The 21,351-nt window shown below is 61.1% G+C and carries 16 protein-coding genes; 5 read left to right on the forward strand and 11 right to left on the reverse strand.

The window, feature by feature from the left end:
• Positions 1–8: 8 nt before the first annotated feature.
• The 7 genes from LOY43_RS18445 to LOY43_RS18475 form a co-directional block, all read right to left on the reverse strand.
• The gene (locus LOY43_RS18445) at positions 9–2,435 is read right to left on the reverse strand and encodes a TonB-dependent receptor (RefSeq protein ID WP_258708518.1); all 2,427 of its coding nucleotides are present in this window, start codon (positions 2,433–2,435) and stop codon (positions 9–11) included.
• 98 nt (positions 2,436–2,533) lie between these two features.
• Positions 2,534–3,517: a FecR family protein gene (locus LOY43_RS18450; protein ID WP_258708519.1), complete on the reverse strand. Its 984-nt coding sequence runs from the start codon at positions 3,515–3,517 to the stop codon at positions 2,534–2,536.
• 40 nt (positions 3,518–3,557) lie between these two features.
• Positions 3,558–4,049: a sigma-70 family RNA polymerase sigma factor gene (locus LOY43_RS18455; protein WP_095124408.1), complete on the reverse strand. Its 492-nt coding sequence runs from the start codon at positions 4,047–4,049 to the stop codon at positions 3,558–3,560.
• Between the two features lie 104 nt (positions 4,050–4,153).
• The gene (locus LOY43_RS18460; RefSeq protein WP_095050566.1) at positions 4,154–4,531 is read right to left on the reverse strand and encodes a cytochrome c; all 378 of its coding nucleotides are present in this window, start codon (positions 4,529–4,531) and stop codon (positions 4,154–4,156) included.
• A 205-nt stretch (positions 4,532–4,736) separates the two neighbouring features.
• Positions 4,737–9,206: a hemagglutinin repeat-containing protein gene (locus LOY43_RS18465; protein WP_258708520.1), complete on the reverse strand. Its 4,470-nt coding sequence runs from the start codon at positions 9,204–9,206 to the stop codon at positions 4,737–4,739.
• 98 nt (positions 9,207–9,304) lie between these two features.
• Positions 9,305–11,032, reverse strand: coding sequence for a ShlB/FhaC/HecB family hemolysin secretion/activation protein (locus LOY43_RS18470; protein ID WP_258708521.1), 1,728 nt, complete (start codon positions 11,030–11,032; stop codon positions 9,305–9,307).
• Positions 11,033–11,140: 108 nt separating this feature from the next.
• Positions 11,141–12,274 carry an MFS transporter gene (locus LOY43_RS18475; RefSeq protein WP_258708522.1) on the reverse strand — a complete coding sequence of 378 codons (1,134 nt, stop codon included), beginning with the start codon at positions 12,272–12,274 and terminating at the stop codon, positions 11,141–11,143.
• Positions 12,275–12,372: 98 nt separating this feature from the next.
• Here LOY43_RS18475 and LOY43_RS18480 point away from each other — a divergent pair, with 98 nt between their 5' ends.
• From LOY43_RS18480 to LOY43_RS18490, 3 genes are all read left to right on the forward strand, one after another.
• Positions 12,373–13,137 (forward strand): helix-turn-helix transcriptional regulator, encoded by a 765-nt coding sequence (locus LOY43_RS18480; RefSeq protein WP_093433819.1) that lies wholly within the window; start codon positions 12,373–12,375, stop codon positions 13,135–13,137.
• 96 nt (positions 13,138–13,233) lie between these two features.
• Positions 13,234–14,343, forward strand: a complete 1,110-nt coding sequence (locus LOY43_RS18485; protein ID WP_258708523.1) for an HlyD family secretion protein — start codon at positions 13,234–13,236, stop codon at positions 14,341–14,343.
• A complete protein-coding gene (locus LOY43_RS18490; RefSeq protein ID WP_258708524.1) occupies positions 14,340–15,932 on the forward strand; it encodes a DHA2 family efflux MFS transporter permease subunit in 1,593 nt (530 codons plus the stop codon). Before LOY43_RS18485 ends, LOY43_RS18490 begins: the two co-directional genes overlap by 4 nt.
• 129 nt (positions 15,933–16,061) lie before the next feature.
• Here LOY43_RS18490 and LOY43_RS18495 read toward each other — a convergent pair whose 3' ends face one another.
• Positions 16,062–16,502: a carboxymuconolactone decarboxylase family protein gene (locus LOY43_RS18495; protein WP_095124401.1), complete on the reverse strand. Its 441-nt coding sequence runs from the start codon at positions 16,500–16,502 to the stop codon at positions 16,062–16,064.
• A 186-nt stretch (positions 16,503–16,688) separates the two neighbouring features.
• Here LOY43_RS18495 and LOY43_RS18500 point away from each other — a divergent pair, with 186 nt between their 5' ends.
• Entirely contained in the window at positions 16,689–16,988 is a 300-nt protein-coding gene (locus LOY43_RS18500) for a hypothetical protein (RefSeq protein WP_093433811.1), read from the forward strand.
• Between the two features lie 142 nt (positions 16,989–17,130).
• Here LOY43_RS18500 and LOY43_RS18505 read toward each other — a convergent pair whose 3' ends face one another.
• The 3 genes from LOY43_RS18505 to LOY43_RS18515 form a co-directional block, all read right to left on the reverse strand.
• Positions 17,131–18,702 (reverse strand): diguanylate cyclase, encoded by a 1,572-nt coding sequence (locus LOY43_RS18505; protein ID WP_258708525.1) that lies wholly within the window; start codon positions 18,700–18,702, stop codon positions 17,131–17,133.
• A gap of 176 nt (positions 18,703–18,878) precedes the next feature.
• Entirely contained in the window at positions 18,879–19,652 is a 774-nt protein-coding gene (locus LOY43_RS18510) for an aldolase (RefSeq protein ID WP_258708526.1), read from the reverse strand.
• A gap of 12 nt (positions 19,653–19,664) precedes the next feature.
• Positions 19,665–20,369 (reverse strand): haloacid dehalogenase type II, encoded by a 705-nt coding sequence (locus tag LOY43_RS18515; protein WP_258708527.1) that lies wholly within the window; start codon positions 20,367–20,369, stop codon positions 19,665–19,667.
• A 109-nt stretch (positions 20,370–20,478) separates the two neighbouring features.
• On the opposite strand from LOY43_RS18515, the gene LOY43_RS18520 reads away from it, so the two are divergent.
• Positions 20,479–21,336, forward strand: coding sequence for a LysR substrate-binding domain-containing protein (locus LOY43_RS18520; RefSeq protein WP_258708528.1), 858 nt, complete (start codon positions 20,479–20,481; stop codon positions 21,334–21,336).
• The last annotated feature ends 15 nt before the right edge of the window (positions 21,337–21,351 follow it).

The raw sequence follows: 21,351 nt of genomic DNA on the forward strand, positions 1-21,351 counted from the left end.
CTTATGCTTTAGAAGCCGACACTGGCCTGCACAAAGAACGTACGCGGCGCGCCGACATACATCCCCGAGTTGTTGTCGCTGGAGCGGGTGAAGTACTGCTTGTCGAAGACGTTCTTCACCCCGGCGCCCAGTTTCAAATTCGACACCTGCGGCCCGAAGTCATAACCCCCACGCACGTTCCAGGTCACGTAACCCGGGATGTCGCCATATTGCCCATCTGCCGTGCCATCGGTGATGTAGTTGCCGTTGAAACTGCCGTCGGCATTCACACCGGTGCCCGGCGAGCGCTGTTTCGACTGAGCGAAACCGTCGATGTTGTAGGTCCAGCGGTTGATGTCGTAACGCAACCCGACGGTCGCCACCTGCCGCGAATAGAACGGCAGATCACGGCCCTTGAAGCCCGGAATCTCACCTTCGTAGGTCGCACGGGTGTAGGTGAAACCAGCGTTGGCGGTCAAACCGTCTAGACGTGGATCGAGCGCCGCCATGTCGTAATGCACCGACGCTTCAAGGCCCTGGTGCTTGGTCGCGCCGAGATTCGTCCAGCCGACATCGTTGCTGATGTATTGCAGCTCGTCATCGAAGTCGATGTAGAACAGCGTCACTTCCCCGCCCCACACATCGTCGTTGTAGCGCGTGCCGATCTCGTAGGTCTTGGCCTTTTCCGGCTCCAGACCGTTGGCGGTCTGATCCCCCGAACCACCCTGGCCGAGCTGGAAATACTGCAGGCTGCCGAACGAAGTTTCGTAGTTGGCGAACAGTTTCCAGGCGTCCGACAGGTGATACATCACGCTCAGCGCCGGCAACGGTTCGTTGCTCTCGATGCTGCGGTTTTTCGCCTGCACCGGTTTACCGGCCGTGTCGAGCACGGCGCGGTCATGCCAGTCGGTGCTGATGTGTTCGAAGCGAATGCCCGGGGTGATGGTCCAGTTGCCGACGTCGATCTTGTTGTCGAGGTAGACCGAATTGGCCTCGGTGCCGCCCGTGCGGTCCTGGAACACATGGCCGTCGGAGGTCGGCGTGAGCACCGGCTGGTTGTTGACCAGCGCCACACGGCTCGACGATTCGTGCATCGCCTCTTTCAGGTAGCGATAACCGACGCTGACTTCCTGCGTGGTCGGGCCGACATCGAAGACCCGCGACACCCGTGGCTCGATACCCAGGGTGTAGTAGGAGCGCGGATAGGAGCTGAGGGTTTTCTGGTCGCGGGCGGCGATGGTGCTGCCACGGAAACTGTCGGTGTAATAGGTGAGGATTTCCGCTTGGGTGCGTTCGTCGATCTGGCGGATCCACTTGAACGACACGTCTTTGCGCCGACCGGTGAACTGGTCGTAATCACGCACCGAGTCGTACGGTTTGGCGTCGTACTGCTTCTGCGTCAGACCGCCGGGCATGTCGGCCGTGGCGTCGTAGTAGTGAAAGTTGAGGCTGAAGTCGTCCTGATCGGTCGGCGCCCAATGAGTCTTGAGCAGCACGTCGTCGATGTCGTTGCCGTTGTTGCGCTCGCGGTAACCGTTACCGTTGACGCCGGAATACAGCAACGCCACGCCCATGCCATTGTCGGCAGTGCCGCCGAGGAACGCGGTGTCGATGTGTTTCCAGCCACCGTACTGGGTGGTTTCCAGGGTGGTGCCGATTTCACCGGTGGCTTTTTCCGGGATCGCCCGGGTGACGAAGTTGATCACCCCGCCGACGTTTTGCGGCCCATAACGCACCGAACCGGCGCCGCGTACCACGTCGATGCTGTCAAGATTGCCCGAGGAAATCGGCGCCATAGACAGTTGCGGCTGGCCGTATGGGGCAAACGCCGCCGGCACGCCATCGATCAGCACGGTGGAGCGCGGCGACAGACGCGAAGTCAGACCGCGCACGCCGACATTGAGGGAAATGTCACTGCCGCCGGTGCCGTTGGAGTCCTGCACCTGCACGCCCGGCACACGCTTGAGCACGTCACTGACGTTCATTGCGCCCTGTTCAACCATCGCTTCGCGGCGGATCACCGTGCGCGCGCCGGGGTGGTTCTGCACCACGGCGGCGTTGGCATCGCCTAGCCAGTCACCGACCACTTTGATGTCGGTCACGCCCAGTTCCAACGGGCCGTTGCTGGCGGCGGAGGTTGCGGCAGGCGACAGCGTCACCGAACCTTCGTTGATCTGATAATCCAGACCACTGCCCTGCAGCAATTGGCGCAGCGCCTGCTCCGGGGAGATATCACCATCGACCGCCGGGGCCTGTTTGCCGGCGACCAGATCCGGGCTGAAAAACACTTGCAGCGATGTCTGCTGGCCCAGTTCGCTCAGGGCCTGGCCCAGTGGCTGCGCACGGATATGAATGGCTTCACCGGCGAACGCCAGCGGCATGCCAGCGTTGACCGCCAGCGCAAGAGCCAGCGGCAGCCAAGGGGATTTTTTGTTGTTGGCAGGGGTGTTCTTCACGTCGTACGTAGTCCTGTGAATCGCAAGAGTGTGCGGCTGTTAATGCAAACCAGTTGCAGTTGTACAGGAAGACGCTGAACTCGAAAAAAACCTGAATTTTATTTTGAGATTATTTCCTGACTGCCATCGGCAAGGGTGCGAACGGCCACCGGCAGGATGCTCGGCAAGGCTTTGAGCAAGGCATCGGTGTTGTCGGATTTGAACACGCTGGTCAGGCGCAGACTGGCCACGGCCGGGTTGGCAACAGTCAGCGGCTTCTCACGATAACGCGACACTTCGACCGCGACTTCGCTGAGGCTGGCGTTGTTGAACACCAGTTTGCCGCTGCGCCATGCCGTCAGTTCTGCTGGATTGACCGAGTAGGCGGCGGCGACTTTACCGTGTGCATCGACAGAGGTGCCGAGGCCGGCGGTCAGGTTGATGAATTGATTGTCCGGCGCATCACGCCCCTGCACTTTCACTGTGCCCTGCTCAACCGCCACGCGGGTTTGCGTGACGTCGCGGCGCACATCAAAACGCGTGCCGGTGACCGTGACCTTGCCGCTGCCGGCCTCGACCACGAACGGTCGCGAAGTGTCGTGCGCGACGCTGAACATCGCCTCACCTTCACTTAACTCGATCAGCCGCCGATCCTGTTCAAAGCGCACCTGCAAGCGGCTGCGGCTGTTCAAATCGATCACCGAACCGTCCGGCAGTGCCACATGTTTGCGCTCGCCCAACGCCGTGGCGAACTCGGCGCTGTAGCCGCCCGGATGATTCAAGCCACTGAACAAGCCCAGCCCGAGCGCCACCGCCAGCACACTCGCAGCCACGGCATAACGCAACAACGGACGGCGTTGGCGACGGTTCGGCGGGGTTTCAGCGAGGGCTTTGAGGCGTGGCGCCGGGAGCAGATCGGCCGCCGACCACAAGCCCTGCAGCAACTGAAATTCGTTACGGTGCTGCGGATGTTCATTCAGCCAGGCGTCAAAGCGCTGCTGCTCGTCGGCACTGACGGCCGGCTCCTGCAAACGCACAAACCAGCGAGCCGCGTCATCGCGCACCGTTGTTTGCCCGCACGCGCAATCACGAATATCCATCATGGAATGTCCTGTTGGGCTGGGGATGAAAAACTGCGGCGGTTCATGACTGCAATCCGTCGAGGCGATCACGCAGATGCCGAAGGGTGCGGATCATATACTTTTCGACCATGTTCTTGGACAGCCCCAGGCGTTCGGCGATTTCGGCCTGGGTCAGGCCTTCGATCTTCTGCCAGACAAAAATCTTCCGGCAATTGACCGGCAACTCGCTGAGCGCCCGTTCGATGGAATCGGCCAGCTGGATCGCATGCATGTAATGCTCAGGGTCGCCGATTGACGACTCACTGTGATCGATGTCCTGCGACTCCATAGCGCCGCGCCGATCCTCACGCCGATAACCGTCGACCGCGATATTGCGCGCGGTCTGGTGCAAATACGCCCGTGGCTGCTGCACCGCCGCCGAATCCGACTCAAGCACCCGCACAAAGGTGTCGTGCGCCAGATCCTCGGCCTGCGCGCGATTGCGCAGGCGACGAGTCCAGGTGCCGATCAACTCTTCGTAGTGCTCGAAAAAGCCGGGTCTGCGGGGACGCATGGGGGTTTTGGCGGCGTGCTGAGGAAAGGGGCATGAATAGTAATGCTTCCTATTAAGGCGAAGCAATGGATTCCTCGACCGACCGTCCGGGTCACCTGTGCAGCTCAGCGTTTTATCGAAATCACCCCACTCATGTATTCATGGAGATCACGCAGATCCTTAACACTCCAGGCGTGCGGCGGTATTTTTACCCCGTTTTCCTTTAGCGTTTTCGGTATCAGGTTGCCGTTTGGGCGAAGGATGATCGACGACACAATCACGCCCGGGTATTCATTCAGGCGTTTTTTGAACGCGGAGGTTGTCAGGTCAGGTGTGGGCGGATTGCTTTTGTGCGCCAGCGGCCCGGTGCCCTTTATATCGGCGCCGTGGCACACAGCGCAGCGCTGCGAATAGAGATTTTTGCCGTTGCTGTTATCCGCGAAGGACACGGATGTTTGAGTGATCAGCAAAGTCCCGAGTAAAACGGCGGATGCTATTTTCATTGTTTGCCTCCATGGCATTTAAGAGGCGCAAGATAGTCGAGTTTTAACGCCCGGCGCAAAACCAAAGTGGGAGCGAGTCTGCTCGCGAAGGCGGTACATAAGTCACTCATTGCATTGACTGGATGGACGCTTTCGCGAGCAGGCTCGCTCCCACAGGGTTTGGTGGTGGATGCGGGTTCAAGTGCATCCATCACTGGCCAGTGAGTCAGCCTTTTTCGTCGATCCCGGCTTGCAGGGTCTGGGTGTCCAGATGCCCGCTAAGGGTAACCGGCCCGACTTTCAGGTTGCCGTTTTCCAGGGAAACCTTCGGTGCGTTTTCCTCAGCTTTATGCGGCAGATCCAGGCCTGCCTTCACGTCATAATCGCGGTTGCTCAGATCAGCACTGCTGACCTTCGAACCACCCAGATCGACCTTCCCTTGCGTCGCCGAAATCCGCGCGCCGGTCAGTTGTGTCGCGCCGCCAACTGCGAGGTTCACGCCTTGGCTGGCACTGATCCCGGACGCCTGCGCCACGCTGTTCTTGTGCGCATATTCCCCCTGCGCGTTCAGCGTCGGCTTGTAGTCGGTGCCGGCGAGCTTCTCTTTTTCGCTCGGTGGATTTTTCTTCGCGGTCAGGCCCAGATCGACATCGACCTTGGCGTGGTTGCTCGAGTCTTGACGGCTCTCGACGGTCAAATCACCCGCGACCTTGCCGCTGACATTTTTCGCGTCGATCCGCGCACCCGCCAGCTGTGCATCAGCGGCGCTGTTCAACACCACGCTGTCAGCCTTGATCTGGCTGTTCTGCTGGGTGCTGCCTTGCAAGTAATCCACACCGACTTTCGCCCCAGCATTGAAACCGTGATCGCTGCTGGCCTTCTCATCTGCGGCGGTCGGGGTTTTGCTGCTCAGGTTGCCGCCGGCGTTGAGCGCGACATTCCAGTTATTGCGGTGGTCGGTGGACTGCGCCGATTCCTGCACATAGCCGCCCTTCTGCGCGTCGATGCTGACGGTCGGTGCGCTGACTTGCGTGCCTTGCAGGTGAATCGAATCACCGCTCAAGACGATGCCGTTCTGGCTGTTGAGTTGGCCACCGGTGAGGGTCTGCGACTGCTCGTTGACCCGACCGATATTGAAATTGCCGCTCAGATTGCCGCCCTGATCACGACTCTTCTCGCTGCTGGTTTTGCTGCCGCCGCCCTTCAAACCACCGCCGAGATTACTGCCGCTGGCGGTGTGGGTGTCGGTGGCTGCTTGCAGATCAAGTTTGCCGTCGGCGTGCAGATCGATGGCGCCAGCGCTGTCGATTTTCGTGCCTTGCTGCAGCTGATTGCCGCCGCTGCTCAACTGCACCGGGCCGTTGCCGCTGATGCTCGCAACGTGAGCCTGGGTGTCAGTGCTTTGCTTGCCGGTGTGATCGAGCTGGAAACCGGCGCCGAGATCGACGTTGGTGCCATCGGTCCCCGGCAAAGTGCCGACCGTCAGCGAGCCAGTGCCGCGCAAGCTGCTGTCATTGTTGCTCTGGCGGTCGTTGGCCTGATTCAGCGCCAAGTCACCACCAGTCTTGATGCTTACACCGCCCTGCCCGCCGTCGAAACGGCTGCCTTCGAACTGCGCATCACCGCCGATCTTGATGTTCACACCCTGGCTGCCGGCATAAGCGCCGACGACGGCGGTGGAACTGTCCTTGCTCGACGCACTGCTGCCACCCGCGCCGCTGCCAGCGACGTTCACGTCTTCACCGGTCTTGGTGTAGACGCGCACGTCGACCTTGGCATCCACCGCGTTAGCGCTGCTGTTGTGCGTGTTGCTCGCAGCGTCGGCAAGCAGTTTGTCAGCGCTGATGTTCACTTGGCCGGCGCTGGCGTTGTATTGCGTGCCCTGGTCATGCAGCCTGCCAGTGGTTTTCACATCGACAGTGCCGCCGTCAAAACGGCTGACCACAGCGTTGCTGCTCTGCTCGGTTTTGCTGGCGCTGCCATGACCTACTGCAACGTCGATACCGACATTCGGCTGACCGAGATTGGCCAGTGCGTCCTTGTCCGGCACCTTGCCGTTGAGCACATCCTTGACCGCGCCGGCGATCGGCCGAGCAATGTCTTTGTATTCGACGTTGGCGCCGATGTCCGCCGACCAGTTGCTCTCGCTATGCGTGCTGCTGTCAGTGTTGCTGGCCGCACGGTTGTCGATCTCGTTGGCGGCGACGTTCAGACCGTTGCCGGCCTTGAGTTGTGCACCTTCGGTAGCGAGTTTGTCGGCATTGATCGTCAGGCCGCCGCTGCTCTGCACACTGGTGGATCGCGCGGTGGTTTTGCTGGTGGAATCCTGAGCCGTGCTGTGGGCGAAATCGACGCCGCTGCCAGCACGGTCGAGACCGCCGGTGTAGTAGAAACCACCGCCGGTGCTGGAGGTGTCGGTGGAGGTTTTATGACTGTCAGTTTCGGCCAGCAACGACACGTTTTTGCCGCTCAACGTCGTGTCGCCAGCGGTGGATTTCACCTCTGCGCCTTTGAGCGTAACGTCACCGCCCGCCTTCACCTGCACACTGCCACCGCTGAGGCTGGAGCCCTGCTGGGTGACGTCGTTGCGAGTAACCGTTTGCTGTTTGTCCTCGTAATGAATCCCGGCGCGATACTGCTCTGGCGTTTGCTCTTTGGCGTACGCATCGAAGCCACGGGTTTGCGTGGTGTCGCTGCTGTCGTGAGTGTTCTGCGCGGAATGCACATTGACGTCGCCTGCCGCGTCGGCTGTCAGCGCACCGTCAGCCTTGACCGTCGAGCCAGCCACCTCGATGTCCTTGGCGCTCTTGAGCTCGAGGTTGCTGTCGGACACCAGTTCGCTGCGCACGGTGCTGCTGTCTTTACTGTTCTGCCGCGACTCGTCCTTGGTAATGCCGAAGAATTTGCTGTCCTTGTCGTGGTTGTTGCTGTGCGAGGTGTCCTGCACACCATCGATCACCAGCGAACCCTTGTCGCTAATCACGCTGGCGTCGGTGCCGCCACGCACCTGGCTGCCGCTGATGCGCACGTCGTCAGCCTTGACGATCAGTTTGCCGGTGGCGTTGATTTTGCTGCCCTGATGCTGGGTCTTGCCCTTGTCGGCATCGCCGGTCTTGCCGAAGAAACCACCGCCGACCAAATCACCCGAATAGCGATTGTCGCTGCTGCGATTAGTCCGTGTGGCGGTGGCGATTTCCACTTGTTTGCCGGCCAGTTGCAGGTCGCCGGCGCTGCTCAACTCAGCGCCTTCGGAGCGCAACAGCGCGGCGGTTTGCAGGGCGATATTGCCAGCCTTCAACTGGCTGGTGACGCTGCGCTGTTCTTCGCTGCTGCTGTTCCAGTCGGCTTTCCACAGGTGTTTGCGGTGGTTGCCTTGATCGGTCTGCGTATGGCTTTCGGTAGCGGCAGTCAGGCGCAGATCACCAGCGCTTTGCACGCTCAGATTATTCGCGGCTTCGACTTTCGCGGCTTTCAGTTCGGTGTCTTTGCCGGACGACAACTTGGCGTCGCGGCTGGCAATAATCTGGCTGCCGTGCTGACGCGATTCGCTGTCGGTCTGGGTGCGATCGTAAGTTTCCCAGGTAATGCCGATGGTGCTGTTGTTCCAATTTTCGCGCTTTTCCTGAAGCTTGCGGCTTTCGACGGTGGACAAAGTCAGGTTGCGTTTGGCGTCGAGCGTGACGTCACGACCAGCGACGTCGGTGGCGGCCAACGTCAGATCCTTGCCGCTGTGCAAGCCGACGTCGCCCTGACTACTGCGGATACCGGCGCGGGTCACGTCGAGGCTGTTGGCCACGGCCTCACCGCTGACACTGAGGTCACCGGCCGAACGAATCTGCACGCCGTCACGCCCGGCGACTTGTACCGCGCCCACCCGCACGCCCGCGCCTTCGGCGGTGCTGACAATATTGATGCGACCGGCCTGCATCGCGCCGAACAGGCTGGCGTCGATGCGTTGATCGCCGGTGTTGCCCGCCGGATCAACAGTTTTCACCTGGCCGCTGGCGTAGTCGACCTGATTGCGCCCGACCGTGAGGTTCAACTGATCGCGTGCAGTGATCGCGCCCTGGCTGTCGATACGCGGCGCGATCAGGTTGATCGAGCCCTCGCCGTTGCGCAGGCCACCGCCCTGAATCTGCAACTGACCGCTGGCATCGCGGCTGTTCAGACTTTGCAGTTTGCCGTCATTCAATTCCGGGCGACCGACCACCAGATTGGCATTCGGCGTATTGATGAAACTACCGCCATTGACCGAGATGCCGTTAGGGTTGGCCAGCACATAATCGGCGGGCCGGCCGAAGATTTCCTGCGCGCCATTGATGGCGGAAGGATTGCGGCTGATCACTTCGTTGAGGATCACGCTCGCCGCCTGCCCTTGCAGTTGCGGGTTGGCCGCCAGTTGCCCGGCCAGTTGCGATTGCCCGGCCTGCAAGGCGTTGTTCAGCACCAGGCCTTGGCGGTCGACGTTGTAGTCGAGGAACTGGTTATGCGACAGGCCCGAACCGTTGGGCGCGACGATGTTGACGATGGGCACACCGCCCTGGGTCTGCAATTGCGCGGTGCCGCCGGGTCCCGGTGCGACCAAGACACCGCCGGCGAGCGCGCTGGGCAGGTGCACGGCGAAGAACAGGCTGGCAATCGCCCAGCGCAATTTACCCCGAGGGGAAAGATGAAATGCAAAGGTGTGTGCTGGCATAAAAACGTCTCCATGTGAGTACGGCATCACGTCGCGCGTTTAGTCTTTGGCCGTGGCTGACGCGCTCAGATCCGACGGCTGTTTATTCACTGCGTTGTTCAGATTTGCAGGCCCACCCGCATCAGCCAGGTTTCAGGCTCGTGCTGCAGACCGTTCGGGGTGTTGAGGGCGCGCTGGTAATCGACGTCCACTTGCAGGTTCTTCCAGCCCAGATTCAGGCCGACACTGGCACCACTCAGGCGTTGGCCCTGCGCGCCGTGATCGGCCTTGATCCAGCCGTGGTCGAGGCCCACACGCGGGGTGATCTGCAGCGACCATTCACTGCGCAGTGGCAGGCGCAAGGTGTTGCGCCAGATCGCGCCGCTGGCGCCGGAGGCACTGCTGACCCGATAGCCGCGCACCGCCGAGTCGTCGGTGCCGAGCAATTGTTCGATGGCTGGCAACGGGTCCGGGCTGTATTGCACGTTGAACTGGCTCTGCCACTGCCAGGCCTGCGCGCCAAGCTGACCATTGCGCCACTGACTGAGGCCGGCGCGGTATTTGCGAAACTGCGCCCTGGGCAGGTTGTTGATCTGATGTTGTGAGTCATCGTCGGCGCCAAACCAGTGCAGGCCTTGGGCGTAATTGACGTCAAGGTTCCACACCGCGCGGTCGAGCCAGAACAGATTGAGTCCGGCCTCGGCCACGGTCAGGGTCGGGCTCTGTATACCGAGGCGAACATCTTGCAGATAGCTGTCGACATCCTTGTGCGCCAGTTGCAGGTTGGCGCTGAGCTGACGACTCTGGTCGCGCCACAACACACGGTCGGCGCGCAGGCTGACCTGATCGGTGATGCCAGTGCTGTGAAAGGTCACGCTCGGCAGTTTGAACGGCGCGCGATATTCGGCGTGGCTGGCGAACACGCTGTAGGTCCAGTAGCCGTAGGGGATCGCGTAATACAGGCTGGCATTGCGGCTGTAGCGGTCACCCTGATTGAGGGTGTCGCTGGCGCTGAGACTTAACAAGTCGTTGAGTTGCAGTGGGCTGTCGAGGCTCAGGCTGACGGTGTCGCGATCACGTCCAGTGCTGGCGCTGCCGAGGTTGTCGAACCCCGGGTTCAAGGCCCAGCGCGAATGCGCGGCGGTGCGCGACCGCAGGATGATCCGCGAGGCGCCGGGCTGGCTGCCGGGGGCGATGTCGGCGGTGAGATCGATCGAGCGCAGGCGATTGAGTTGATCGAGGCCCTGCTCCAGATCGCGCAGATTCAGCGGCTCGCCGAGCATGTTTGGAAACGCGCCCCCGAGCGACACCGGCTGGCTCTGATCGGCCAGTTCGATGGACTCGATGTAACCTTCGTCAATGCGGATATCCAGCGACTGCCCCGCTGCCGGTGCACTGACCAAATACGGGCGGCTGGCGATATAGCCCTTGTCGACGTAGATCGCGGTGATGGTCGCCAGCAGATGATTGATCTGGCCGACGCCCATGCACGGCGCCAGCAGCGGTTTGATCTGCGCGTTGAGTTTGTCGCTGTCGATCAGCGTGACGCCGCCGATGCGCGCACCGCTCAACGGCCAGCAACGTTCATCGGCGGTGACGGTTGGCGGGATGGCCGGGGTGACCGGCGCCGGGCCGAACGCGCCGCGTTCCAGTTGCCGCTTTCTTTGCTCAAGTTGCAGTTGTTGCAGATCGCGCTGCTGCTGTTGCTGCTGGCGCAGCACTTCCTGGCCCGGCGCGACAGGTTCGGCAGCTTCAATCGAGGAGGCACAGACACTCAACACAAAGGCCGACAGCAGCGGGCAAAGCGGGGAACCACGGCGAAAAACAGCGCGAAACGGAAACGGCACGCAACATCCTTGCGATCATCAAATGGCGTAATGCCATGTCATCAATGATCGTGATAGTCGGAGCCATCCCACACAAAAGCAAGACGCTTCCTACAGCGCTTACATTTCTTAAACAATTGCTTTGCCTGGCTTTATTGTCAGCAGCAAGGCCACGGCGCTGCACGTTATCAGGGTTTCCCCGAGGGCCTGAAACCAGCCGGCGAGCATCAGCCCCGCGCCGATCAGCAGGTAATACATCAAGCCCAACAACGCCCCGGCAGTGCCCAATCGATCAGCGTAATCGGCCAGGGCCGAACCGAGAATGTTCGGGATCGCCAGGCCAAACGCCAACACCACCAGCAGCATCGGCAGCACGAACGCGACACTGCCCTGCAGCGACCACACGCCCACACCACCAAGCAAGGCGATGCCAGCCGCGAGGCGAATCAACTGCAATGCCTTGAACCCGACCGTCAATAAGCGCCGGTTCAGCCATGCGCCAAAACCTGAGCCCAGCGCGAGGATCACGCCGCTGTAACCGAAAGCGCTGGCACTGACGCCCAACCGCTGAAACATGAACGGAGCGAGGCTGTAATAACTGAACAACGCCACGTTGAACGAGGCGATCCACAGCGCCGAGCGCCAGATTCCTGGGTCATGCAACATGCGCCCGAGGGTTTCGAACAAACCGACATGGCCGGTTGGCGCTGTCCGGGTTTCCGCCAGGGTGTACCAGCTCCACAGCCACAACAGCGTTGCCAGCAACAGCAACGCGCCAAGCACACCGCGATAACCGAAAACCTGAACCAGACTGGCGCCGCTGAACAAGCCGAGCGCCGGGCTGGCCGCCAGCGCGATGCCCACCAAGGAAAACACCTGCGCCAGTTCGGCGCCTTTAAAGCGGTCGCGCAACACGGTCTGCGTGACCACCGAACCCACCGCCGCACCGAAGGCCGCCAACATCTGCGCCAGTAACAAGCCGTTGAAACTGCCGACCCGCAGGCCTAAAAGCGTGGCAATCGCATAGATTGCCAGGCCTGCGAGCATCGCCGGGCGCCGACCGATGCGATCACATAAACGCCCCCACACCACCACCCCGACGGCAAACGCGAGGAAATACACCGACAACGTCTGCGCGGCGGCTTGCGGGCCAACGTTAAACACCCGCCCGATATCACCGAGCGCCGGGCTGTACAGGGTTTGCGCGATCTGCGGAAACATCAGCAACGCAATCGCCAGCCGCAAGAAATTTCTGTTGTGCATCCTTCGTCACTCCTTTCATAAACCGCCGAGGAGTTTAAGAATCGCTGACTGGCGTATTATCCAGATCCTGCCAATTTATCGCTTAAATCGGACAACCCATGGCTTGGCTCGACGCCCACGCAACGTTTGATGCAGATCGCTATGACGCACCAGTGATCGGTATCGCCTCGACCTTGGGCGATCACGATTCCGGTCTGCACCGCCATCAACGCGGACAACTGCTGTACACGCGCCAAGGCTGCACGCGAATTACCCTGGCGCAGCAACTGTGCCTGCTGCCGCCGTCGCGGGCGGCGTGGATTCCACCGGGTGTTAGCCATCGCGCGGTGATGCAACAGAGCGTCGACTACCGCTCGATCTACTTGATCCCCGAGCTGTGCAGCGCATTGCCGCAGCAGGTCTGCGTGATTGAAGTCAGCCCGTTGTTGCGTGCGGTGCTGGAACCGATGGCGCTGGCGGATTTCGCCAGCGATTGGCAGCAGGGCAAACTCTCCCACCTGCTCGGCCTGTGTCTGAGCGAAATCGCTGAAGCGGCGCAGCAACCGATGCTGCTGCCGTTACCTCAGGACAAGCGCCTGGCACCACTGTTGAAAACGCCTGAACGTCTGCCTCCAGAGTTGCAAGTACTGGAGCAGCAGGTCGGCGCCAGCAGCCGCACCATCGGGCGAATCTTCCAGCGCGAAACCGGCATGAGTTATCAGCAATGGCGCCAGCAGTGGCGCTTGATGCGCGCGATGGAATTGCTCGCCACCGGGCGCAGCCTGAGTTACTGCGCGTTCGAATCGGGTTTTGCCAGCGACAGCGCTTTCATCGCCTTCTTCAAAACCATGACCGGCAGCACACCGGGCCACTGGCTCAAGTGAACAACTGACGATTGGCACCAGAAATAATTTGCCACTAAATATTACCTACGTCATATTACAGCCATAATAACGATCCGCTTACGCAGGTAATCCGCCATGACCAGCATGCCCACCCTCGAACCTGTTGTGGTAAAGACCAAGCCGCCCCTGCTTAAACGCGTTTTGCTTCCGGGCGCAGGATTGCTCGCGCTGATCTTCGCCGGGGTCTACGCCGTGCACTGGTGGGGCACAGGGCGTTTTCTTGAAGAAACCGACGATGCCTACATTGGTGGCGATGTCACGGTGATCGGGCCGAAAGTCGCCGGTTACATCGACGAAGTGCTGGTCAGCGACAACCAGCACGTCAAGGCTGGCGACGTGCTGATTCGTCTCGACGCCCGCGACTATCGCGCCAACCTCGCCAAAGCCGAAGGTGCCGTCGCCGCCGAAGAAGCGCTGCTGGCCAACCTCGACGCCACCGAACAACTGCAACAAGCGGTGATCAGTCAGGCCCGCGCCGGCATCGACGCCGCTGGCGCAGAAACCGCACGCTCGCGGGATGACAACGCGCGCTACAAACGCCTGGTGACGACCAATGCGGTGTCGGTGGAAAGCGCACAACGCGTCGACGCGACCTTCAAAACAGCGCAAGCCCTCAGTGCCCGCGCCCAGGCCGAACTGCTCGCCGCGCAACGCCAACTGGCGGTGATCGACACCCAGAAACTACAGGCCCGCGCCGCCCTTCAACAAGCCCGGGCCGAACGTGATCTGGCGCAACTGAACCTCGGCTACACCGAACTGCGCGCACCGTTCGATGGGGTGATCGGCAATCGCCGCGCACGGGTTGGCGCCTATGCGCAGGCCGGTTCACAGCAGTTGTCAGTGGTGCCGGCCAGCGGCTTGTGGGTCGATGCCAACTTCAAGGAAGACCAATTGGCGCGGATGAAACCCGGGCAGCGCGTAAGCATCCGTGCCGACGTGCTCTCCGGCCAGGAATTCCACGGTCGCCTCGACAGCCTCGCCCCCGCGACCGGCTCGCAGTTCAGCGTGCTGCCGCCGGAAAACGCCACCGGCAACTTCACCAAAATCGTCCAGCGGGTGCCGGTACGGATCCTCCTCGACCCGGCTGACGGCGTGCTCGGTCACTTGCGTCCGGGCCTCTCGGTAACGGCAGAAGTCGACACCCGTGCGCAACCGGAAACCAGCGCCGTGGCCGTCGCGCCATGAGCACCACCCTCACCGCCCCGGCGCAGCCATTCAACGCGGCGGACATGGCGACCGCGACCAAGGTATTCGCCTTCGCGACCATGTGCATCGGCATGTTCATTGCGCTGCTGGATATCCAGATCGTCTCGGCGTCGCTGCGCGATATCGGCGGTGGGCTGTCCGCCGGTACCGATGAAACCGCGTGGGTGCAGACCAGTTACCTGATCGCCGAAATCATCGTGATTCCGCTGTCGGGCTGGCTGTCGCGCGTGTTCTCCACGCGCTGGTTGTTCTGCGCTTCGGCGGTCGGCTTCACCCTCGCCAGCCTGCTCTGCGGCATCGCCTGGAACATCCAGAGCATGATTGCTTTTCGGGCGCTGCAAGGTTTTCTCGGCGGCTCGATGATTCCGCTGGTGTTCACCACGGCGTTCTTTTTCTTCACCGGCAAACAGCGGGTGATCGCTGCGGCAACCATCGGCGCCGTTGCGTCATTGGCACCGACCTTGGGACCGGTAATCGGTGGCTGGATCACTGATATTTCTTCGTGGCACTGGTTGTTCTACATCAACCTGGTGCCGGGGATTTTCGTCGCTGTAGCGGTACCGATGCTGGTGAAAATCGACCAGCCGGAATTGTCCCTGCTCAAAGGCGCGGACTACCTGAGTATGGTGTTCCTCGCGCTGTTTCTCGGCTGCCTGGAATACACCCTTGAAGAAGGCCCGCGCTGGAACTGGTTCAGCGACCAGACCATTCTGACCACGGCGTGGATCAGCGGCCTCGCGGGATTGGCCTTCATCGGCCGGACCTTGCACGTGGCCAATCCGATCGTTGATCTGCGCGCCTTGAAGGATCGCAATTTCGCCCTCGGCTGCTTCTTTTCGTTTGTCACCGGCATCGGCCTGTTCGCGACGATTTACCTGACGCCGCTGTTCCTCGGCCGGGTACGCGGCTACAGCGCGCTGGACATTGGTCTAGCGGTTTTCTCCACTGGCGTGTTCCAGATCATGGCGATTCCGCTGTATGCCTTTCTGGCCAATCGCATGGACCTGCGCTGGATCATGATGATCGGTCTGGGTTTGTTCGCGGTGTCGATGTGGGAGTTCAGCCCGATCACCCACGACTGGGGTGCGGGGCAATTGATGCTGCCGCAAGCGTTGCGCGGGATTGCCCAGCAACTGGCGGTGCCGCCGGCGGTGACGTTGACTTTGGGTGGGTTGGCGCCCGCCCGTTTGAAGCATGCTTCGGGTTTGTTCAACCTGATGCGCAATCTGGGCGGGGCGATTGGTATTGCGGCGTGCTCGACCATTCTCAATGACCGCACCAACCTGCACTTCACGCGGTTGGCCGAACACTTGAACAGCAGCAATGAAGCGATGAATCAGTGGCTGGCGCAGGTCGGCGGCAACCTCGCGAGTCTGGGCCAGAGCGGCGACGTCGGTGTCACCGCCAGCCTGCGCCAGTTGTGGCTGCTGACCTACCGCGAGGCGCAGACGCAAACCTACGGCGACACCTTTCTGATGATCGGGGTGTGCTTCGTTATCGCCACCGCGATGGTGCCCTTGATGCGCAAGGTGAAGCCACCGGCGGCGCCGAGTGCGGATGGGCATTGATCCAGCTTTCTGAAGTTTCCCCGGCCCCTGTAGGAGCTGCCGAAGGCTGCGATCTTTTGATCTTGTCTTTTAAAAGCAAAGTCGAAAGATCGCAGCCTTCGGCAGCTCCTACAGAGGATTGTGGGCAGCTTAAGCCTGTGGGATTTTGCGGAAGCCCACCGCCAGACGATTCCAACTGTTGATGGTGCTGATCGCCACGGTCAGGTCGACCATTTCTTTCGGCGTGAATTGCGCTGCAACCACGTCGTAATCTTCGTCCGGTGCGTGGGTCAGGCTCAGTTGGGTCAGCGATTCGGTCCACAGCAGCGCGGCACGTTCGCGGTCGCTGAAGAACGGCGCTTCACGCCAAGCGGTGACCGCGAACAAACGGCGCGGGGTTTCGCCGCCCTTGATCGCATCGGTGGTATGCATATCGATGCAGAACGCGCAGCCGTTGATTTGCGAAGCGCGCAGCTTGACCAACTCGATCAGGGTCTTTTCCAGCGGCAGTTTGGACACCGCCGTTTCCAAAGCCATCATCGCTTTCAAGGCGTCTGGGGAAGCGGTGTAGAAATCGGCACGAGGTTGCATGGTAGCTCCGGGTAGCAAGTGAATGTGTGGCTACGTTAGCCCTCACACCCGGTTCGACAAATAGCCAATATTGCCGAAGATCAGGAGGCCACTCGGTTTCGCTGTTGACCACTCGTCAGCCACCCGGCACCAAGGGTTCTGCGCGTCAGACCAATATCAGGTACAGACCCTTTATGGAGACGGATCATGATCACGCGCAAACTCACTTCGTTATTACTCGCCGGGTTGCTGGCCACGGCATCGACCGCGAGCTTCGCCGTCAACGACGGCGCTGACGCTACCGGCACCAAATCCGGCGGACCGACCAGCACCACCACGCCGCCAGACAACACGCCGGGCGCGCCTTCCGGTGGTAGCGGTTCTTCGGGTATGGGATCCGGGACTGGCACCAATGGTGGCGCGAGCGGTTCGGGCTCGGGGGCTGGCGGCGGCACAGGTTCGGCCGGCGGCGGCACTGGCGGTGCGGGCGGTGGCACTGGCGGCTGAACGAACAAGAGCCATCCCAAATAAGTACGCTATCCAATGTAGGAGTGAGCCTGCTCGCGATGGCGATTTGTCAGTTATGCAACTGTTTGCTGACACACCGGCATCGCGAGCAGGCTCACTCCTACAGGGTAAAACGTGTAGTTCAGCGATCGGAGCGCATCAATTCGGCCAGGCCGCTATCCAGCGATAACACCGCTGCGCGATTGCGCCCGGCATTTTTCGCCTGATACAGCGCCGCATCGGCGCGTTGGATAAACACTTCCAGGCTGTCATTGCCGCTCGGGATAAATGAATAGCAGCCCAGACTCACCGTCAGATAACCGGTCGGCGAGCCGCTATGGGTGATGTGCTTGTCGATCACGCTGCGCCGAATCTGCCCGGCAATTGCCAGCGCGCCGTTGATGTCGGTGTCCGGCAACAGCACCGCAAACTCCTCGCCACCGTAACGTACTGCCAGATCGGATTTGCGCTGACAGCACGCCCGCAGCACCTGAGCAACCTGGGTCAGACAATGATCCCCGGCGACGTGGCCATAGGCGTCGTTGTAGCGTTTGAAGAAATCGATATCGAGCATGATCAGGCTGACCGGACTGACCTGCCGCGCGCCCCGGGCAAATTCGATCTCCAGCGAACGCTCGAACAAACGTCGATTGGCCAATCCGGTCAGGCTGTCGTGGGTCGCAATCTGCTCCAGTGCGCGCTGGGCCTTGCGCAGGTTTTTTTCGATCCGTTCGCCGTCGCGCACTTGGTGAATGAACACCCAGCCAAACAGGCCGACGCCGAGAATCACCAGCGCGACAATCACACTCGACTGGAACGCACGCTCGTACCAGCCCTTGAGAATCGTGTCGCGCGAGGTCGCAGACGACACCACCAACGGATACGCCGACAAGCGTCGATAACCGTACAAACGCACAACACCATCGACCACCGAATTGATCATCGCCGTGCCGGCCGCCGCCTCGGGCAGCAACGTGCGATAAATCCGTCCTTGCGCCAGCGACGTGCCGATCAGGCTCTCATCAAACGGACGGCGGGCAAGCAAAGTGCCGTCGCTCAAGCCAAGAAACATGATGCCTTGGTCATCGAGGCTGAAGCTTTCGAAGAAGCGGTCGAAGTACGACATCTTGATCCCGGCCAGCAACACACCCTGAAAATTGCCGGCGTGATCATTGACGCGTTTGGAAATCGGGATGATCCACTCGCCGTTCTCGCGGCTGCGAATCGCCGGGCCGATGTGCGCCAGCGTCGAAGCGTTCTGTTGGTGGAATTTGAAATACTCGCGGTCCGCCACGCCATTGCCACGGGGCAGATCAGTAAACGAGGTAATCACCCACTGCCCATCACGATCGAACAGGAACATGCCGTGCAGCTGATCGAGTTGCTGCACGCGCCGGGCGAAGGTTCTCTGCAGACGCGGCTTCTGCGCGGCGCCGTAACCGTCCTCCTGAATCCAGTCGACCAGGCTGGTCATCACCAGATCGGCAGCCAGGAAGGTGTCCTCGGCCTGCTGGGCCATCGCCCGGGTCAGGTTGCTCGACGCGACTTTTGCCACCGCCAGATCCTGGCGTCGCGACTGCTCCAGTTGCAGGTACAGCAAACCGGACAGGCACAACCCCACCGCAACGATAAACAGCACCGCCGCTTTGCGTAGCGGCAGGCGTTTAAGGGTGCCTCCGGGGGCCTGATGTGGGTAGTGAATGGGGATAGGCAAAAGCAAGTCCTGGGCAGGTACGACAAGGGCGCCAGCAGGGAAACCCTTATGTTTGTGAGCGTAGCCCACCGGAATCTACGGGGCAAACGCCCCGCTCCCGCCCAGGTATATCGGCGCGCAGCGAATTTGGATGATCGCTGTTCGCAGATTTATTTTCGATGCCTCTTTAGGGTTAGTCAGTTATGAAGGGCCAGGCGCCGCATCGCACTGTGCAGATGCGTCCGCGCACTTTGCGCATCGCCCTCACGCATCTGCTCATAAGCCCGCTGTGCAATGGCTTGGGGCACCGGTTTCAGCTCCCGTTGCGTGGCCATCGCCAGCAGCTGCACCTGCGCGGCGCGCTCCAGGTAATAGAGGTCGTCCCAGGCTTCGGCGATGGTCGGCGCGGCAACGATCACACCGTGGTTTTTCAGGAACAGAATGTCAGCATCGCCCATGACACTGGCGATGCGGTCGCCTTCTGACGCGTCCAGCGCCAGACCGTTGTAATCCTCGTCTACCGCCGTGCGCCCATAGAACTTCAGCGCGGTCTGCCCCAGCCACAAAAGCGGCGGCCCTTGCAGCAGGCACAACGCCGTGGCGTGAGGCATGTGGGTGTGGAACGCGACTTTCACTCGCGGCAGTTGTTTGTGCAGGCGCGCGTGGATATAGAACGCCGTGGCTTCCGGATGGCCTTCGCCTTCAACCACATTGCCGTCGAAGTCGCAAACCAGCAGATTCTGCGCGGTGACTTCGGCGAAGGCATAGCCATAGGGATTGACCAGAAACAGATCGTCATGCCCCGGCACCATCGCCGAAAAGTGATTGCAGATGCCCTCCTCCAGGCCATGCAACGCGGCCAATTGAAAGCATGCCGCCAGCTCGGTGCGTGCGGTGATGATCGCTTCTGTGTCGAGGTTCAGCGCTGTCAAACGTGCAGCCTGCGCACTGGCGGCCAGGGTGTGAGCCATGACGTTTCTCCGTTACCAACCGAGGGATTTGAACAGCGGCAACACTTGATCGAGGCGGTTGAGGATGGCGTCGGGGCGATAGTCCGGCAGCAACTGGCGACCGGTACCGCGATCGATCCATACACAACGAAAACCCATGTCCCGCGCCGCCGTGTGGTCGAGCATGGGGCTCGCGCAGATGTGCACCACCGCTGCGCGGCTGACGCCCAATTGCTCATGAGCGTAGTCGAACAGCCGTGGCGCCGGCTTGTAGGCACCGGCCTGTTGCGCGGTGATCACCCGGTCGATGTAGCCGCCGAGTTGCGCGACGTTGCCGGCAATGATGTCGTCGTCGGTGTTGGAGACGATGCACAGTTTGAAACCCATGGTTTTCAATTCACGCAGGGTCTCGATCACCTCGGCAAACGGCGGCATTTTCGGGATCGCGGCGGCCAGACGCTGGCTGTCTTCGGGCAGGCTCGGCAGGCCCAATTCTTCCAGGGCCAATTGCAGGCCGAGGGTGCTTAGCTCGTGGAACGAACGGTGCGGCGGGGTCTGTTCGAGGCGATGTTCGTGGCGGTCATAGACGTCGATCAGCTGCCCGACATCGATCTGATGCTCGCCCTTCTCGCTGAGAATTTCCCCGACGACGGCTTTGAGGCCTTCGTCCCATTGAATCAACGTGCCGTAGCAATCGAAGGTCAGCCATTGCGGGCGCGGTGTGTGAGTCAGTGTCATTGGTCGAGTCCTCCGGGGTAAGGACTTCAGCTTAAGAGCGCTCGGTGATAGTGTGAAATTAAATAAATAGCCAATCGTCAGTTGAATAACCACTATCGAGAGCACTGCCATGCTGGATCTGGAACTGCTGAAAACCTTTGTCTGCGTGGTCGACGAAGGCAGCTTCACCCGCGCCGCCGATCGCGTGCACCGCACCCAGTCGACGGTCAGCCAGCAGGTGCGCAAACTCGAAGAGCTGGTCGGCCACGCTTTGCTGCTGCGCGACCGTACCGGGCTGAATGTCGCCGTCACCGAACACGGCGAACTGCTGATCCACTATGCGCGGCGTTTGCTGGCGCTTTCGGCAGAAGCCACTGAAGCGCTGGCCAGTGACCTCGACCTGGAAATCCTGCGTATCGGCATGCCGGAAGATTTCGACGCGCGGCGCATGGCGCTGATCCTTGCCGGCTTCACCCGCAGCCATCCGCAAGCACGGCTGGAAACCCTCAGCGGCATGAGCCTCGATCTGCGCCAGCGCCTCGATGCCGGCGACATCGACATCGCCCTGATCAAACGCGAACCCGACAGCGGCCCGGCGTGGGCGACCTGGCCGGAGCGGCTGGTGTGGGTCAAAGGTGCGGAGTTTGATTCGTCCACTGGCGTGTTGCCGTTGGCGTTGTTTCCGCAGGGCTGCCTGTATCGGCAGCGCGCCATTCGTTTGCTCGATGTTGCCCAGCGACCGTGGCGTGTGGCGTTCGGCAGCCACAGCCTGACCGGGATTCAAGCGGCAGTGGCCTCAGGGTTGGGGGTGTCAGTGCTGCCGGTGTCGGCGGTGTTGCCTGAGCATCAGGTGTGTACGGATCTGCCGGAACTGGCGTCGACGGAGTTGGCGTTGGTTAGTCGGGACGGTGTGTTGAGCGGGTTGCAGCGCGGTCTGGTGGAGTTTTTGCGTGGGGAGTTGGGGGTGGATGCGGGGGGATTTGCCTGAAATCCACCCGTTTTT

The sequence above is a fragment of the Pseudomonas sp. B21-041 genome (genome assembly GCF_024748675.1).
Lineage (GTDB): Bacteria > Pseudomonadota > Gammaproteobacteria > Pseudomonadales > Pseudomonadaceae > Aquipseudomonas > Aquipseudomonas neuropathica.